Annotated in this window: 12 protein-coding genes; 6 read left to right on the forward strand and 6 right to left on the reverse strand. The window is 72.5% G+C overall.

All coding sequences use genetic code 11. The features are described 5' to 3' along the window. Positions 1 to 281: 281 nt before the first annotated feature. A complete protein-coding gene (locus AB0E14_RS37050; protein ID WP_362429034.1) occupies positions 282 to 2,552 on the reverse strand; it encodes an excinuclease ABC subunit UvrA in 2,271 nt (756 codons plus the stop codon). Between the two features lie 110 nt (positions 2,553 to 2,662). On the opposite strand from AB0E14_RS37050, the gene AB0E14_RS37055 reads away from it, so the two are divergent. Further along, positions 2,663 to 3,502 (forward strand): TetR/AcrR family transcriptional regulator, encoded by an 840-nt coding sequence (locus AB0E14_RS37055; protein WP_362429037.1) that lies wholly within the window; start codon positions 2,663 to 2,665, stop codon positions 3,500 to 3,502. On the opposite strand, the gene AB0E14_RS37060 is transcribed toward AB0E14_RS37055, so the two are convergent. After that, a complete protein-coding gene (locus tag AB0E14_RS37060) occupies positions 3,450 to 4,088 on the reverse strand; it encodes a TetR/AcrR family transcriptional regulator (RefSeq protein ID WP_362429040.1) in 639 nt (212 codons plus the stop codon). The genes AB0E14_RS37055 and AB0E14_RS37060 overlap by 53 nt on opposite strands. A 253-nt stretch (positions 4,089 to 4,341) precedes the next feature. Here AB0E14_RS37060 and AB0E14_RS37065 point away from each other — a divergent pair, with 253 nt between their 5' ends. The 3 genes from AB0E14_RS37065 to wrbA (AB0E14_RS37075) all read left to right on the forward strand — a co-directional run bounded on the left by AB0E14_RS37065 (position 4,342) and on the right by wrbA (AB0E14_RS37075) (position 7,425). After that, entirely contained in the window at positions 4,342 to 5,559 is a 1,218-nt protein-coding gene (locus AB0E14_RS37065) for an FAD-dependent oxidoreductase (protein WP_362429043.1), read from the forward strand. Between the two features lie 240 nt (positions 5,560 to 5,799). Further along, positions 5,800 to 6,699 (forward strand): RNA polymerase sigma-70 factor, encoded by a 900-nt coding sequence (locus AB0E14_RS37070; protein WP_362429050.1) that lies wholly within the window; start codon positions 5,800 to 5,802, stop codon positions 6,697 to 6,699. Between the two features lie 117 nt (positions 6,700 to 6,816). Then, positions 6,817 to 7,425 carry an NAD(P)H:quinone oxidoreductase gene (gene wrbA / locus AB0E14_RS37075; RefSeq protein WP_362429046.1) on the forward strand — a complete coding sequence of 203 codons (609 nt, stop codon included), beginning with the start codon at positions 6,817 to 6,819 and terminating at the stop codon, positions 7,423 to 7,425. Between the two features lie 76 nt (positions 7,426 to 7,501). Here wrbA (AB0E14_RS37075) and wrbA (AB0E14_RS37080) read toward each other — a convergent pair whose 3' ends face one another. The 3 genes from wrbA (AB0E14_RS37080) to AB0E14_RS37090 all read right to left on the reverse strand — a co-directional run bounded on the left by wrbA (AB0E14_RS37080) (position 7,502) and on the right by AB0E14_RS37090 (position 10,585). Continuing rightward, a complete protein-coding gene (gene wrbA, locus AB0E14_RS37080; RefSeq protein ID WP_362429046.1) occupies positions 7,502 to 8,110 on the reverse strand; it encodes an NAD(P)H:quinone oxidoreductase in 609 nt (202 codons plus the stop codon). Between the two features lie 117 nt (positions 8,111 to 8,227). After that, on the reverse strand, positions 8,228 to 9,127 hold the full coding sequence (locus AB0E14_RS37085) for an RNA polymerase sigma-70 factor (RefSeq protein WP_362429050.1): 900 nt from the start codon (positions 9,125 to 9,127) through the stop codon (positions 8,228 to 8,230). Between the two features lie 240 nt (positions 9,128 to 9,367). Next, positions 9,368 to 10,585, reverse strand: coding sequence for an FAD-dependent oxidoreductase (locus AB0E14_RS37090; protein WP_362429043.1), 1,218 nt, complete (start codon positions 10,583 to 10,585; stop codon positions 9,368 to 9,370). Positions 10,586 to 10,838: 253 nt separating this feature from the next. On the opposite strand from AB0E14_RS37090, the gene AB0E14_RS37095 reads away from it, so the two are divergent. Beyond that, positions 10,839 to 11,477 carry a TetR/AcrR family transcriptional regulator gene (locus tag AB0E14_RS37095; protein ID WP_362429040.1) on the forward strand — a complete coding sequence of 213 codons (639 nt, stop codon included), beginning with the start codon at positions 10,839 to 10,841 and terminating at the stop codon, positions 11,475 to 11,477. Here AB0E14_RS37095 and AB0E14_RS37100 read toward each other — a convergent pair. Next, positions 11,425 to 12,264: a TetR/AcrR family transcriptional regulator gene (locus tag AB0E14_RS37100; RefSeq protein ID WP_362429037.1), complete on the reverse strand. Its 840-nt coding sequence runs from the start codon at positions 12,262 to 12,264 to the stop codon at positions 11,425 to 11,427. The genes AB0E14_RS37095 and AB0E14_RS37100 overlap by 53 nt on opposite strands. 110 nt (positions 12,265 to 12,374) lie before the next feature. Here AB0E14_RS37100 and AB0E14_RS37105 point away from each other — a divergent pair, with 110 nt between their 5' ends. Then, on the forward strand, positions 12,375 to 14,645 hold the full coding sequence (locus AB0E14_RS37105) for an excinuclease ABC subunit UvrA (RefSeq protein ID WP_362429034.1): 2,271 nt from the start codon (positions 12,375 to 12,377) through the stop codon (positions 14,643 to 14,645). The last annotated feature ends 281 nt before the right edge of the window (positions 14,646 to 14,926 follow it).

The raw sequence follows: 14,926 nt of genomic DNA on the forward strand, positions 1-14,926 counted from the left end.
TGGAACCCGGATCGGACCCCGGGACCGGAGCCGGAGGTGAGCCCGGGGCCGGACCCGGAATGGAACCCGGATCGGACCCCGGGACCGGAGCCGGAGGTGAGCCCGGGGCCGGACCCGGAATGGAACCCGGATCGGACCCCGGGACCGGAGCCGGAAGTGAGCCCGGGGCCGGACCCGGAATGGAACCCGGATCGGACCCCGGGACCGGATCCGGATCGGAACCCGGGACCGGACCCCGGAACGGACTCCTGGGCCGGACCCCCGGGGCCGGCCAGGAGGGACTACGCGCCCACGTACTCGCGCAGGTGGCGGGCCGTCAGGGTCTCGCTCTTCTCGACCAGCTCGGACGGCGTGCCCTCGAAGACGATCCGGCCGCCGTCGTGGCCCGCGCCCGGGCCGAGGTCGATCAGCCAGTCGGCGTGGGCCATGACCGCCTGGTGGTGCTCGATGACGACGACCGTGTTGCCCGCCTCGACCAGGCGGTCGAGGAGGGCGAGGAGCTGGTCGACGTCGGCCAGGTGGAGACCGGTCGTCGGCTCGTCGAGCACGTAGACCGCGCCCTTCTCCGCCATGTGGATCGCCAGCTTCAGACGCTGCCGCTCGCCGCCCGAGAGGGTGTTGAGGGGCTGGCCGAGGCGGAGGTAGCCGAGGCCGACGTCCTTCAGGCGGCCGAGGATCGTCCGCGCCTGCCCCTTGGCGGTGAAGAAGTCGTACGCCTCCTCGATCGACATCGACAGGACCTCGTGGATGTTCTTGCCGTCCAGGGTGTAGGCGAGCACCTCGGCGGTGAACCGCTTCCCCTCGCACTCCTCGCAGACCGACGCGACACCCGCCATCATCGCCAGGTCGGTGTAGACGAGCCCGAGTCCGTTGCACTTGGGGCAGGCGCCCTCCGAGTTGGCGCTGAAGAGCGCCGCCTTGACCCCGTTGGCCTTGGCGAAGGCGGTACGGATCGGGTTGAGGAGGCCCGTGTACGTCGCCGGGTTCGAGCGGCGCGAGCCCCGGATCGGGGACTGGTCGGCGACGACGACCCCCTCCCGGCCGGGCAGGTTGCCGTGGATCAGGGAGGACTTCCCGGAGCCGGCGACGCCCGTGACGACGGTCAGGACACCGGTCGGGATCTCGACGCTCACGTTCTGGAGGTTGTGCCGGGTCGCGCCCGTGATGGAGAGCGCGCCGGTCCGCGGACGCACCTCGGGGCGGAGCTTGGCCCGGTGGGAGAGGTGGGCGCCGGTCAGCGTCCCGGAGGCGCGCAGGCCCGGCACGTCACCGGAGTAGCAGATCTCGCCGCCGTTCGTGCCGGCGCGCGGGCCGAGGTCGACGACGTGGTCCGCGATCTCGATGACCTCCGGCTTGTGCTCGACGACCAGGACGGTGTTGCCCTTGTCGCGCAGCCGCAGGAGCAGGTCGTTCATGCGGCGGATGTCGTGCGGGTGGAGCCCGATGGTCGGCTCGTCGAAGACGTACGTCACGTCGGTGAGGGAGGAGCCGAGGTGGCGCACCATCTTCACGCGCTGCGCCTCGCCGCCGGAGAGCGTGCCGGAGGCGCGGTCCAGGCTGAGATAGCCGAGGCCGATCTCGACGAGGGATTCGAGCAGTTCGCGCAGGCCGGCGAGGAGCGGGGCGACGGACGGGTCCTCGATCCGGCGGACGAACTCGGCCAGGTCGCTGATCTGCATCGCCGAGCACTCGGCGATGTTGACCCCGTCGATACGGGAGGACAGCGCGGCCTCGGTGAGGCGGGTGCCCTCGCAGGCGGGGCAGGTGCGGAAGACGACGGCGCGGTCGACGAAGGCGCGGATGTGCGCCTGCATGGCTTCGCGGTCCTTGACGAGGACGGTCCGCTGCAGCTTCACCACGAGGCCCTCGTAGGTGAAGTTGTTGCTGCCGACCTTCACCTTGCAGGACGGCTTGTGGAGGAAGTCCTCCCACTCCTGCTCGGTGAAGTCGGCGAGCTTCTTGTCGGGGTCGTAGAACCCGGAGCCGGCCATGACCTGCCACATCCAGGAGTCGACGGCGTAGCCAGGGACGGTGATCGCGCCCTCGTTGAGGGACTTGGTGCGGTCGACGAGCTCGTCCACGTCGACGTCGGAGATCTCGCCGGCACCCTCGCAGCGCGGGCACATGCCCTCGGGCAGGTTGAAGCTGAAGGCGCCCGAGGTGCCGACGTGCGGGGTGCCGAGGCGGCTGAAGACGATACGGAGCATCGTGTACGCGTCGGTCGCCGTGCCCACCGTGGAGCGGGAGTTGGCGCCCATCCGCTCCTGGTCGACGACGATCGCGGCGCTGAGGTTGTGCAGTCCGTCCACGTCGGGGCGGCCGAGGGCCGGCATGAAGGACTGGAGGAAGGCGCTGTAGGTCTCGTTGATCAGGCGCTGCGACTCGGCGGCGATGGTGCCGAAGACGAGCGAGGACTTGCCGGAGCCGGACACGCCGGTGAAGACGGTGAGGCGGCGCTTGGGGAGGTCGACGTCGACGTTCCGCAGGTTGTTCTCGCGGGCTCCGCGGACCTGGATGACGTGGTGGTTGTCCGCGGCGGCGGGGGTGGTCATGGGATGCGCCCTCCGATGGTGGTCCCGTGTTCCGTACGTACCTCGACCACGTTACTCTATACAGCGTACAAAGTAATGGGAAACGCGTCTGACCTGCGAGAATGGGTGTCATGGCGAAGGAACGGAGCAGCGGTGCGGGGGATCCCGCGCGCACGCTCGAACTGCTGTGGCGGGATGCCGGGAGCGCCCCGGGGGGCGGTGGCGGCCGCCGCGGGCCGCGCCAGGGGCTGACGGTCGACGCCGTCGTGGAGGCGGCGGTGGCCCTCGCCGACGGGGGTGGCCTCGACGCGCTCTCGATGCGCGCGGTGGCGCAGCGGCTCGGCGTGACGCCGATGACGCTGTACACGTACGTCCCCGGCAAGGCCGAGCTGCTCGACCTGATGCTGGACCAGGTCTTCCTGGCGATGGAACGGGCCCCCTTCGCGCCGGAGGTGCCGTGGCGGGAGCGGGTGACGGCGGTCGCCGACGCGAACCGCGCGCTCTACCTCGGCCACCCCTGGCTGGCGGAGCTGCGCGTCCACCGGCCGCCGCTCGGGCCGGGGGTGATGGCGAAGTACGAGCACGAGCTGGGCGCCTTCGAGGGCCTCGGGCTGGACGACGTGGCGATGGACTCGGCGCTGACGCACCTGCTCGGCTTCGTCCAGTCCGCCGCCCGTACGGAGCTGGACGCGCGGGCGGTGGACCTGGAGAGCGCGATGTCCGACCACGAGTGGTGGGACGCCCACGCGCCGCTGCTTGAGCGGGTGTTCGACGCGGAACGCTTCCCGCTGGCGTCGCGGGTGGGGGAGGCGGCGGCGGTGGCGTACCAGGGCATGTACAGCCCGGAGTACGCCTACGGGTTCGGCCTGGCGCGGGTACTGGACGGCCTCGCGGCGCTGGTGACGACGGCTGGGGGGCCTACGGGTTCGTCGGGTTCCCCAGGTCGAGGAGGGCGTCGACCCCGGCCTTGAGCTGGTCGGCGGTCAGCTCCCGCTCGGCGGTGAGGTGGTTGACGAGGCTCGGGGTGAACGGCGCGAGCAGCATGTGGGCGAGGAGCGCGCTGTCGGTCCCGGGCCTGAGCCGGCCGAGCAGCAGGGTCACGTGGGTGTGCATGGCGAGGTACGCCCCGCTGGTGTAGGTCGCGCTGGGGGCGGCGGCCTGCGCGGCGAGCAGGAGTTCGCGCTGTTCGATGACCCGGTCGACGAGCGCGTCGAGGAAGGCGCGCAGCCGCTCGTCGGCGGGGGCGCCGGGCCCGAGGGGCGGCGGGCCGCCCATGTACGCCTCCTGGAACTGCACCTCCCGGTCGTCGAGGAGCGCCCACAGGAGCTGGGAGACGTCGCCGAAGCGGCGGTAGACGGTGCCGACGCCGATGCCGCTGGCGTGGGCGACCTGGTTCATGGTGACCCCGCCGGGTCCGGACTCGGCCACGATCCGGGCGGCGGCGTCCAGGATCTTCCGGCGGTTCCGCGCGGCGTCGGCGCGCTCGGGCGCGGCCCGGCCGACGGTGGGCAGCAGGGGGACGTCGGCCGCCGCCCTGGAGTCCTTCGCGCCGCTCATGCCCGTCCGTCCTTCCGCTCCGACCTGCCCCGACTCGCCGTGGCTCGCTACGACCCCCCTGGTCCGCCCCCGCTCACGAGCATAACGGAGCACTATCCGGTTACCGGATCGGTGCGCGGAGTCACGTGATCCGGCTCACATCCACCCGTGGATGTCACATCCGCCGGCTCGCCGGTGTCTAGAGGGTGAAGCGGCTTTCGAGGCTCACCGAGGCGCGCATCCGAGCGCGGCGAGGGACGACGAGGGAGAGATCATGGCTGGGAACACGGCGGTGGTTGTGATCGGTGGCGGGTACGCCGGAGTCATGGCGGCGAACCGGCTCACCAAGCGCGAGGGCGTGGACGTGACGCTGGTCAACCCGAGGCCGTCGTTCGTCGACCGGATCCGGCTGCACCAGTTCGTGAACGGCTCGCACGACGGCGTCACGGAGTACGGCAGGCTGCTCGCCTCCGGGGTCCGGCTGGTCGTGGACACCGTCGCGGAGATCGACGCGGCCGGGCGGAGCCTGGCGCTCGCGTCCGGTGACACGCTCACCTACGACTACCTGATCTACGCGGTGGGCAGCATGAGCGCCGAGGTGCGGGTGCCGGGCGGCGCGGAGTTCGCCTACCCGCTCGGCGGGTGGGAGCAGGCCCGGCGCCTGCGGGACGCGGTCGAAGCCGCGCCCGCCGCGGCCCCGCTCACCGTCGTGGGCAGCGGGACGACCGGCCTGGAGACGGCCGCCGAGCTCGCGGAGGCGGGCCGGAAGGTGACCCTGGTCTGCGGCGAGCTCCTCGCCCCGTCCCTGCACCCGAGCGCGCGGCGCTCGGTCGCCAAGCGGCTGGCCCGGCTCGGTGTGACGGTCGTCGAGGGCCCCGGCGCGAGGGTGGCGGAGGTGACCAGGGACGCGGTGGTTCTCGCCGACGGGCGCGAGCTGGCGAGCGCGGTGACCGTGTGGACCGCCGGGTTCACCGTGCCGGACCTGGCCGTGCGCAGCGGCCTGAGCACCGACGCCGTGGGCCGGTTGCTCACGGACGAGACCCTCACCAGCGTGGACGACGAGCGGGTCGTGGCGGCGGGCGACGCGGCGGCGCCGTCGGGGCTGCCGTACCGGATGAGCTGCCAGGCGGCCGTCCAGCTCGGCCCGCAGGCCGCCGAGACGGTCCTCAGCCGGATCGCGGACGAGCGGCCCGCGCGGGTCGAGGTGGGCTTCGCGGCCCAGTGCCTGAGCCTGGGCCGACGTGCGGGGCTCCTTCAGCTCGCCGAGAAGGACGACACCGTCAAGAAGCAGTACGTGGCCGGTCGGGCGGGCGCGCTCGTCAAGGAGATGATCTGCCGTGGGATTCCGTGGCAGCTGCGGTACGAGGCGCGGAAGCCGGGCGTGCGCACGTGGTGGTCCAAGGACGCCGGCCGCGAGGCGCTGGTGGCGACGGGCGGACGCCCGGCCACCCGGCGCGCCGAAGCACCCGCGGTCGCCGAACAGGTGGCGTGACGTGGGGCGGGGGAGCGGGAGTCGGCCGGTGTGCGGGCGGGAAGGGACAGTGCTGTGACTGATCCGACGACCGAGGCGGGATTCGAGGCGGGATTCGAGGCGGCGACCGCCCCGGGGACCGATCCGGGAACCGAGGCGGCGACCGACCCGGGGATCGAGGCTCCCGCGACCGAGGTTCCCGGGACGGACGCCCCTGGGACGGAGGCTCCCGGGACGGACGCCCCCGCAACCGACGCTCCCGTGACCGACGCCCCCGGGGCCGACCCCGCGACCGAGAGCTTCGTCGCGCATCGCAACCTGCTCTTCACCGTGGCGTACGAGATGCTCGGCTCGGCGGCCGACGCGGAGGACGTCCTCCAGGAGACCTGGATGCGGTGGGTCCAGGTCGATCTGACGGAAGTGCGTGAGCACCGCGCGTACCTGGTCAGGATCACCACCCGCCAGGCCCTCAACCGGCTGCGCGCCCTGTCGCGCCGGAAGGAGGCGTACGTCGGCCCCTGGCTGCCCGAGCCGCTGCTCACCGCGCCCGACGTGGCCCAGGACGCCGAACTCGCCGAGAGCGTGTCGATGGCGCTGATGCTCGTCCTGGAGACGCTGTCGCCGACCGAGCGCGCGGTCTTCGTGCTGCGGGAGGTGTTCGACCTCGGCTACGACGAGATCGCGGCCGCCGTCGACAAGACCCCGGCCGCGGTGCGCCAGATCGCGCACCGCGCGCGCCGGCACGTGGACGCGCGCCGTCCGCGCGCGGTGGTGTCCGCGAGCGAGACCCGGGCGGCCCTGGAGTCCTTCCAGCACGCGCTCGCCACCGGGGACATCCAGGGCCTGCTGGACGTCCTCGCCCCGGAGGTCGTCCTGCTGAGCGACGGCGGCGGCATCAAGCAGGCGGCGCGCCGGCCGGTCCTCGGCTCCGACAAGGTGGCCCGGTACATCCTGGGCGGCGCGGGGAAGCACCCGGGCGCGGTCGCCACCGGCCTGACCGTGGTCAACGGCAACCCGGCGCTGGCCATGTACCTGGACGGGGAGATGGACGGCGTCATGGCGGTCCGCCTGGAGGACTCCCGGATCACGGGCCTGTACTACGTCCGCAACCCGGAGAAGCTGACCCGCGTCGGGTCCGAGACGGCGCTCACGTTGCGGTGAGGGGCGCGCCGGGACCGCCGCCCGGGCGATGGCGGCTCCCCTTGCGAAGTGGATGAGTATCCGTTTAACCTCGGGGAAGGTTGAAACGGAACTGAATCCGCTTAAGGGGAGCTCGTCATGTCCGTGAACGTCGCCGTCATCTACTACTCCTCGACCGGGAGCGTGCACCAGCTCGCCCAGGCCGTCGCCGAAGGCGCCGAGAAGGCCGGTGCGCAGGTGCGGCTGCGGCGCGTGACCGAACTCGCTCCGGACGCCGCGATCGACGGCAACCCCGCCTGGCGCGCCCATGTGGACGCCGCCGCGGGCGTCGACGTCGCCACGCTGGACGACCTGGAGTGGGCCGACGCGTACGCGCTCGGCTCGCCGACCCGGTACGGCAACATCGCCGCCCAGCTGAAGCAGTTCATCGACACGACGGGCGGCCTGTGGCAGCGCGGCGTCTTCGCGGACAAGCCGGCCACGGCCTTCACCAGCGCCCACAACGTGCACGGCGGCAACGAGTCCACCCTGCTCGCCCTCTACAACACCTTCCACCACTGGGGCTCGGTCATCGTCTCCCCCGGCTACACCGACGGTGCCGTCTACGCGGCCGGCGGCAACCCCTACGGCACCTCGCACGCCGGCGGCAACGGCGCCCCGGAGGAGAACGTCCTCGAAGCCGCCCGCTACCAGGGCCGCCGCCTCACACACATCGCGAAGCGCCTGAAGGGCCTCGCGACGGACTGACCGTACGGACCTCACGCGCGCGTGCCCCCGGGGAAGGATCCTTCCCCGGGGGCACGCGCGCGTGAGGTCCGTACGGTCAGTCCGTCGCGAGGCCCTTCAGGCGCTTCGCGATGTGTGTGAGGCGGCGGCCCTGGTAGCGGGCGGCTTCGAGGACGTTCTCCTCCGGGGCGCCGTTGCCGCCGGCGTGCGAGGTGCCGTAGGGGTTGCCGCCGGCCGCGTAGACGGCACCGTCGGTGTAGCCGGGGGAGACGATGACCGAGCCCCAGTGGTGGAAGGTGTTGTAGAGGGCGAGCAGGGTGGACTCGTTGCCGCCGTGCACGTTGTGGGCGCTGGTGAAGGCCGTGGCCGGCTTGTCCGCGAAGACGCCGCGCTGCCACAGGCCGCCCGTCGTGTCGATGAACTGCTTCAGCTGGGCGGCGATGTTGCCGTACCGGGTCGGCGAGCCGAGCGCGTACGCGTCGGCCCACTCCAGGTCGTCCAGCGTGGCGACGTCGACGCCCGCGGCGGCGTCCACATGGGCGCGCCAGGCGGGGTTGCCGTCGATCGCGGCGTCCGGAGCGAGTTCGGTCACGCGCCGCAGCCGCACCTGCGCACCGGCCTTCTCGGCGCCTTCGGCGACGGCCTGGGCGAGCTGGTGCACGCTCCCGGTCGAGGAGTAGTAGATGACGGCGACGTTCACGGACATGACGAGCTCCCCTTAAGCGGATTCAGTTCCGTTTCAACCTTCCCCGAGGTTAAACGGATACTCATCCACTTCGCAAGGGGAGCCGCCATCGCCCGGGCGGCGGTCCCGGCGCGCCCCTCACCGCAACGTGAGCGCCGTCTCGGACCCGACGCGGGTCAGCTTCTCCGGGTTGCGGACGTAGTACAGGCCCGTGATCCGGGAGTCCTCCAGGCGGACCGCCATGACGCCGTCCATCTCCCCGTCCAGGTACATGGCCAGCGCCGGGTTGCCGTTGACCACGGTCAGGCCGGTGGCGACCGCGCCCGGGTGCTTCCCCGCGCCGCCCAGGATGTACCGGGCCACCTTGTCGGAGCCGAGGACCGGCCGGCGCGCCGCCTGCTTGATGCCGCCGCCGTCGCTCAGCAGGACGACCTCCGGGGCGAGGACGTCCAGCAGGCCCTGGATGTCCCCGGTGGCGAGCGCGTGCTGGAAGGACTCCAGGGCCGCCCGGGTCTCGCTCGCGGACACCACCGCGCGCGGACGGCGCGCGTCCACGTGCCGGCGCGCGCGGTGCGCGATCTGGCGCACCGCGGCCGGGGTCTTGTCGACGGCGGCCGCGATCTCGTCGTAGCCGAGGTCGAACACCTCCCGCAGCACGAAGACCGCGCGCTCGGTCGGCGACAGCGTCTCCAGGACGAGCATCAGCGCCATCGACACGCTCTCGGCGAGTTCGGCGTCCTGGGCCACGTCGGGCGCGGTGAGCAGCGGCTCGGGCAGCCAGGGGCCGACGTACGCCTCCTTCCGGCGCGACAGGGCGCGCAGCCGGTTGAGGGCCTGGCGGGTGGTGATCCTGACCAGGTACGCGCGGTGCTCACGCACTTCCGTCAGATCGACCTGGACCCACCGCATCCAGGTCTCCTGGAGGACGTCCTCCGCGTCGGCCGCCGAGCCGAGCATCTCGTACGCCACGGTGAAGAGCAGGTTGCGATGCGCGACGAAGCTCTCGGTCGCGGGGTCGGCCCCGGGGGCGTCGGTCACGGGAGCGTCGGTTGCGGGGGCGTCCGTCCCGGGAGCCTCCGTCCCAGGGGCGTCCGTCCCGGGAACCTCGGTCGCGGGAGCCTCGATCCCCGGGTCGGTCGCCGCCTCGGTTCCCGGATCGGTCCCCGGGGCGGTCGCCGCCTCGAATCCCGCCTCGAATCCCGCCTCGGTCGTCGGATCAGTCACAGCACTGTCCCTTCCCGCCCGCACACCGGCCGACTCCCGCTCCCCCGCCCCACGTCACGCCACCTGTTCGGCGACCGCGGGTGCTTCGGCGCGCCGGGTGGCCGGGCGTCCGCCCGTCGCCACCAGCGCCTCGCGGCCGGCGTCCTTGGACCACCACGTGCGCACGCCCGGCTTCCGCGCCTCGTACCGCAGCTGCCACGGAATCCCACGGCAGATCATCTCCTTGACGAGCGCGCCCGCCCGACCGGCCACGTACTGCTTCTTGACGGTGTCGTCCTTCTCGGCGAGCTGAAGGAGCCCCGCACGTCGGCCCAGGCTCAGGCACTGGGCCGCGAAGCCCACCTCGACCCGCGCGGGCCGCTCGTCCGCGATCCGGCTGAGGACCGTCTCGGCGGCCTGCGGGCCGAGCTGGACGGCCGCCTGGCAGCTCATCCGGTACGGCAGCCCCGACGGCGCCGCCGCGTCGCCCGCCGCCACGACCCGCTCGTCGTCCACGCTGGTGAGGGTCTCGTCCGTGAGCAACCGGCCCACGGCGTCGGTGCTCAGGCCGCTGCGCACGGCCAGGTCCGGCACGGTGAACCCGGCGGTCCACACGGTCACCGCGCTCGCCAGCTCGCGCCCGTCGGCGAGAACCACCGCGTCCCTGGTCACCTCCGCCACCCTCGCGCCGGGGCCCTCGACGACCGTCACACCGAGCCGGGCCAGCCGCTTGGCGACCGAGCGCCGCGCGCTCGGGTGCAGGGACGGGGCGAGGAGCTCGCCGCAGACCAGGGTCACCTTCCGGCCCGCCTCCGCGAGCTCGGCGGCCGTCTCCAGGCCGGTCGTCCCGCTGCCCACGACGGTGAGCGGGGCCGCGGCGGGCGCGGCTTCGACCGCGTCCCGCAGGCGCCGGGCCTGCTCCCACCCGCCGAGCGGGTAGGCGAACTCCGCGCCGCCCGGCACCCGCACCTCGGCGCTCATGCTGCCCACCGCGTAGATCAGGTAGTCGTAGGTGAGCGTGTCACCGGACGCGAGCGCCAGGCTCCGCCCGGCCGCGTCGATCTCCGCGACGGTGTCCACGACCAGCCGGACCCCGGAGGCGAGCAGCCTGCCGTACTCCGTGACGCCGTCGTGCGAGCCGTTCACGAACTGGTGCAGCCGGATCCGGTCGACGAACGACGGCCTCGGGTTGACCAGCGTCACGTCCACGCCCTCGCGCTTGGTGAGCCGGTTCGCCGCCATGACTCCGGCGTACCCGCCACCGATCACAACCACCGCCGTGTTCCCAGCCATGATCTCTCCCTCGTCGTCCCTCGCCGCGCTCGGATGCGCGCCTCGGTGAGCCTCGAAAGCCGCTTCACCCTCTAGACACCGGCGAGCCGGCGGATGTGACATCCACGGGTGGATGTGAGCCGGATCACGTGACTCCGCGCACCGATCCGGTAACCGGATAGTGCTCCGTTATGCTCGTGAGCGGGGGCGGACCAGGGGGGTCGTAGCGAGCCACGGCGAGTCGGGGCAGGTCGGAGCGGAAGGACGGACGGGCATGAGCGGCGCGAAGGACTCCAGGGCGGCGGCCGACGTCCCCCTGCTGCCCACCGTCGGCCGGGCCGCGCCCGAGCGCGCCGACGCCGCGCGGAACCGCCGGAAGATCCTGGACGCCGCCGCCCGGATCGTGGCCGAGTCCGGACCCGGCGGGGTCACCATGAACCAGGTCGCCCACGCCAGCGGCATCGGCGTCGGCACCGTCTACCGCCGCTTCGGCGACGTCTCCCAGCTCCTGTGGGCGCTCCTCGACGACCGGGAGGTGCAGTTCCAGGAGGCGTACATGGGCGGCCCGCCGCCCCTCGGGCCCGGCGCCCCCGCCGACGAGCGGCTGCGCGCCTTCCTCGACGCGCTCGTCGACCGGGTCATCGAACAGCGCGAACTCCTGCTCGCCGCGCAGGCCGCCGCCCCCAGCGCGACCTACACCAGCGGGGCGTACCTCGCCATGCACACCCACGTGACCCTGCTGCTCGGCCGGCTCAGGCCCGGGACCGACAGCGCGCTCCTCGCCCACATGCTGCTCGCGCCGTTCACCCCGAGCCTCGTCAACCACCTCACCGCCGAGCGGGAGCTGACCGCCGACCAGCTCAAGGCCGGGGTCGACGCCCTCCTCGACCTGGGGAACCCGACGAACCCGTAGGCCCCCCAGCCGTCGTCACCAGCGCCGCGAGGCCGTCCAGTACCCGCGCCAGGCCGAACCCGTAGGCGTACTCCGGGCTGTACATGCCCTGGTACGCCACCGCCGCCGCCTCCCCCACCCGCGACGCCAGCGGGAAGCGTTCCGCGTCGAACACCCGCTCAAGCAGCGGCGCGTGGGCGTCCCACCACTCGTGGTCGGACATCGCGCTCTCCAGGTCCACCGCCCGCGCGTCCAGCTCCGTACGGGCGGCGGACTGGACGAAGCCGAGCAGGTGCGTCAGCGCCGAGTCCATCGCCACGTCGTCCAGCCCGAGGCCCTCGAAGGCGCCCAGCTCGTGCTCGTACTTCGCCATCACCCCCGGCCCGAGCGGCGGCCGGTGGACGCGCAGCTCCGCCAGCCAGGGGTGGCCGAGGTAGAGCGCGCGGTTCGCGTCGGCGACCGCCGTCACCCGCTCCCGCCACGGCACCTCCGGCGCGAAGGGGGCCCGTTCCATCGCCAGGAAGACCTGGTCCAGCATCAGGTCGAGCAGCTCGGCCTTGCCGGGGACGTACGTGTACAGCGTCATCGGCGTCACGCCGAGCCGCTGCGCCACCGCGCGCATCGAGAGCGCGTCGAGGCCACCCCCGTCGGCGAGGGCCACCGCCGCCTCCACGACGGCGTCGACCGTCAGCCCCTGGCGCGGCCCGCGGCGGCCGCCACCGCCCCCCGGGGCGCTCCCGGCATCCCGCCACAGCAGTTCGAGCGTGCGCGCGGGATCCCCCGCACCGCTGCTCCGTTCCTTCGCCATGACACCCATTCTCGCAGGTCAGACGCGTTTCCCATTACTTTGTACGCTGTATAGAGTAACGTGGTCGAGGTACGTACGGAACACGGGACCACCATCGGAGGGCGCATCCCATGACCACCCCCGCCGCCGCGGACAACCACCACGTCATCCAGGTCCGCGGAGCCCGCGAGAACAACCTGCGGAACGTCGACGTCGACCTCCCCAAGCGCCGCCTCACCGTCTTCACCGGCGTGTCCGGCTCCGGCAAGTCCTCGCTCGTCTTCGGCACCATCGCCGCCGAGTCGCAGCGCCTGATCAACGAGACCTACAGCGCCTTCCTCCAGTCCTTCATGCCGGCCCTCGGCCGCCCCGACGTGGACGGACTGCACAACCTCAGCGCCGCGATCGTCGTCGACCAGGAGCGGATGGGCGCCAACTCCCGCTCCACGGTGGGCACGGCGACCGACGCGTACACGATGCTCCGTATCGTCTTCAGCCGCCTCGGCACCCCGCACGTCGGCACCTCGGGCGCCTTCAGCTTCAACCTGCCCGAGGGCATGTGCCCGCGCTGCGAGGGTGCCGGCGAGATCTCCGACGTCGACGTGGACGAGCTCGTCGACCGCACCAAGTCCCTCAACGAGGGCGCGATCACCGTCCCTGGCTACGCCGTCGACTCCTGGATGTGGCAGGTCATGGCCGGCTCCGGGTTCTACGACCCCGACAAGAAGCTCGCCGACTTCACCGAGCAGGAGTGGGAGGACTTCCTCCACAAGCCGTCCTGCAAGGTGAAGGTCGGCAGCAACAACTTCACCTACGAGGGCCTCGTGGTGAAGCTGCAGCGGACCGTCCTCGTCAAGGACCGCGAAGCCATGCAGGCGCACATCCGCGCCTTCGTCGACCGCGCCGTCGTCTTCCGCACCTGCCCCGCCTGCGAGGGCACCCGCCTCACCGAGGCCGCGCTGTCCTCCCGTATCGACGGGGTCAACATCGCCGAGTGCTCGGCGATGCAGATCAGCGACCTGGCCGAGTTCGTCCGCCGGATCGAGGACCCGTCCGTCGCCCCGCTCCTCGCCGGCCTGCGCGAACTGCTCGAATCCCTCGTCGAGATCGGCCTCGGCTATCTCAGCCTGGACCGCGCCTCCGGCACGCTCTCCGGCGGCGAGGCGCAGCGCGTGAAGATGGTGCGCCACCTCGGCTCCTCCCTCACCGACGTGACGTACGTCTTCGACGAGCCGACCATCGGGCTCCACCCGCACGACATCCGCCGCATGAACGACCTGCTCCTGCGGCTGCGCGACAAGGGCAACACCGTCCTGGTCGTCGAGCACAAGCCGGAGGTCATCGAGATCGCGGACCACGTCGTCGACCTCGGCCCGCGCGCCGGCACGAACGGCGGCGAGATCTGCTACTCCGGTGACGTGCCGGGCCTGCGCGCCTCCGGGACGCTGACCGGCGCCCACCTCTCCCACCGGGCCAAGCTCCGCCCCGAGGTGCGTCCGCGGACCGGCGCGCTCTCCATCACGGGCGCGACCCGGCACAACCTCCAGAACGTGAGCGTCGAGATCCCGACCGGTGTCCTGACCGTCGTCACGGGCGTCGCCGGCTCCGGGAAGTCCTCCCTGATCCACGGCAACCTGCCCGGCCGGGAGGGGGTCGTCGTCGCCGACCAGTCCCCGATCCGGGGCTCGCGCCGCTCGAACCCGGCGACGTACACGGGCCTCCTCAACCCGATCCGTACCGCCTTCGCCAAGGCCAACGGGGTCAAGGCGGCGCTCTTCAGCGCCAACTCGGAGGGCGCCTGCCCCAAGTGCAACGGACTCGGGCTCGTCTACACCGACCTGGCGATGATGGCGGGTGTCGCGTCGGTCTGCGAGGAGTGCGAGGGGAAGCGGTTCACCGCCGAGGTGCTCGCCTACACCCTGGACGGCAAGAACATCCACGAGGTCCTGTCGATGTCGATCGAGGAGGCGTACGACTTCTTCACCGCCAAGGGGCAGGCGCGGACGATCCTCGGCCGCCTGAAGGACGTCGGCCTCGGCTACCTCCGCCTCGGCCAGCCCCTCAACACCCTCTCGGGCGGCGAGCGGCAGCGTCTGAAGCTGGCGATCCACATGGCGGAGAAGGGCGCGGTCTACGTGCTCGACGAGCCGACGACCGGTCTCCACCTGGCCGACGTCGACCAGCTCCTCGCCCTCCTCGACCGCCTGGTCGAGGCGGGCAACACGGTCGTCGTCATCGAGCACCACCAGGCGGTCATGGCCCACGCCGACTGGCTGATCGACCTCGGCCCGGGCGCGGGCCACGACGGCGGCCGGATCGTCTTCGAGGGCACGCCGTCCGAGCTGGTCGAGAAGAGCGAGACCCTGACGGCCCGCCACCTGCGCGAGTACGTGGGCGCGTAGTCCCTCCTGGCCGGCCCCGGGGGTCCGGCCCAGGAGTCCGTTCCGGGGTCCGGTCCCGGGTTCCGATCCGGATCCGGTCCCGGGGTCCGATCCGGGTTCCATTCCGGGTCCGGCCCCGGGCTCACTTCCGGCTCCGGTCCCGGGGTCCGATCCGGGTTCCATTCCGGGTCCGGCCCCGGGCTCACCTCCGGCTCCGGTCCCGGGGTCCGATCCGGGTTCCATTCCGGGTCCGGCCCCGGGCTCACCTCCGGCTCCGGTCCCGGGGTCCGATCCGGGTTCCA

This window comes from Streptomyces sp. NPDC047981 (assembly GCF_040653315.1).
GTDB lineage: Bacteria > Actinomycetota > Actinomycetes > Streptomycetales > Streptomycetaceae > Streptomyces.

Excerpts from the sequence above, each read along its gene's own strand:
- AB0E14_RS37050 (WP_362429034.1), bottom strand. The coding sequence starts at position 2,552 with ATGACCACCCCCGCCGCCGCGGACAACCACCACGTCATCCAGGTCCGC.
- AB0E14_RS37055 (WP_362429037.1), top strand. The coding sequence starts at position 2,663 with ATGGCGAAGGAACGGAGCAGCGGTGCGGGGGATCCCGCGCGCACGCTC.
- AB0E14_RS37060 (WP_362429040.1), bottom strand. The coding sequence starts at position 4,088 with ATGAGCGGCGCGAAGGACTCCAGGGCGGCGGCCGACGTCCCCCTGCTG.
- AB0E14_RS37065 (WP_362429043.1), top strand. The coding sequence starts at position 4,342 with ATGGCTGGGAACACGGCGGTGGTTGTGATCGGTGGCGGGTACGCCGGA.
- wrbA (WP_362429046.1), top strand. The coding sequence starts at position 6,817 with ATGTCCGTGAACGTCGCCGTCATCTACTACTCCTCGACCGGGAGCGTG.
- wrbA (WP_362429046.1), bottom strand. The coding sequence starts at position 8,110 with ATGTCCGTGAACGTCGCCGTCATCTACTACTCCTCGACCGGGAGCGTG.
- AB0E14_RS37090 (WP_362429043.1), bottom strand. The coding sequence starts at position 10,585 with ATGGCTGGGAACACGGCGGTGGTTGTGATCGGTGGCGGGTACGCCGGA.
- AB0E14_RS37095 (WP_362429040.1), top strand. The coding sequence starts at position 10,839 with ATGAGCGGCGCGAAGGACTCCAGGGCGGCGGCCGACGTCCCCCTGCTG.
- AB0E14_RS37100 (WP_362429037.1), bottom strand. The coding sequence starts at position 12,264 with ATGGCGAAGGAACGGAGCAGCGGTGCGGGGGATCCCGCGCGCACGCTC.
- AB0E14_RS37105 (WP_362429034.1), top strand. The coding sequence starts at position 12,375 with ATGACCACCCCCGCCGCCGCGGACAACCACCACGTCATCCAGGTCCGC.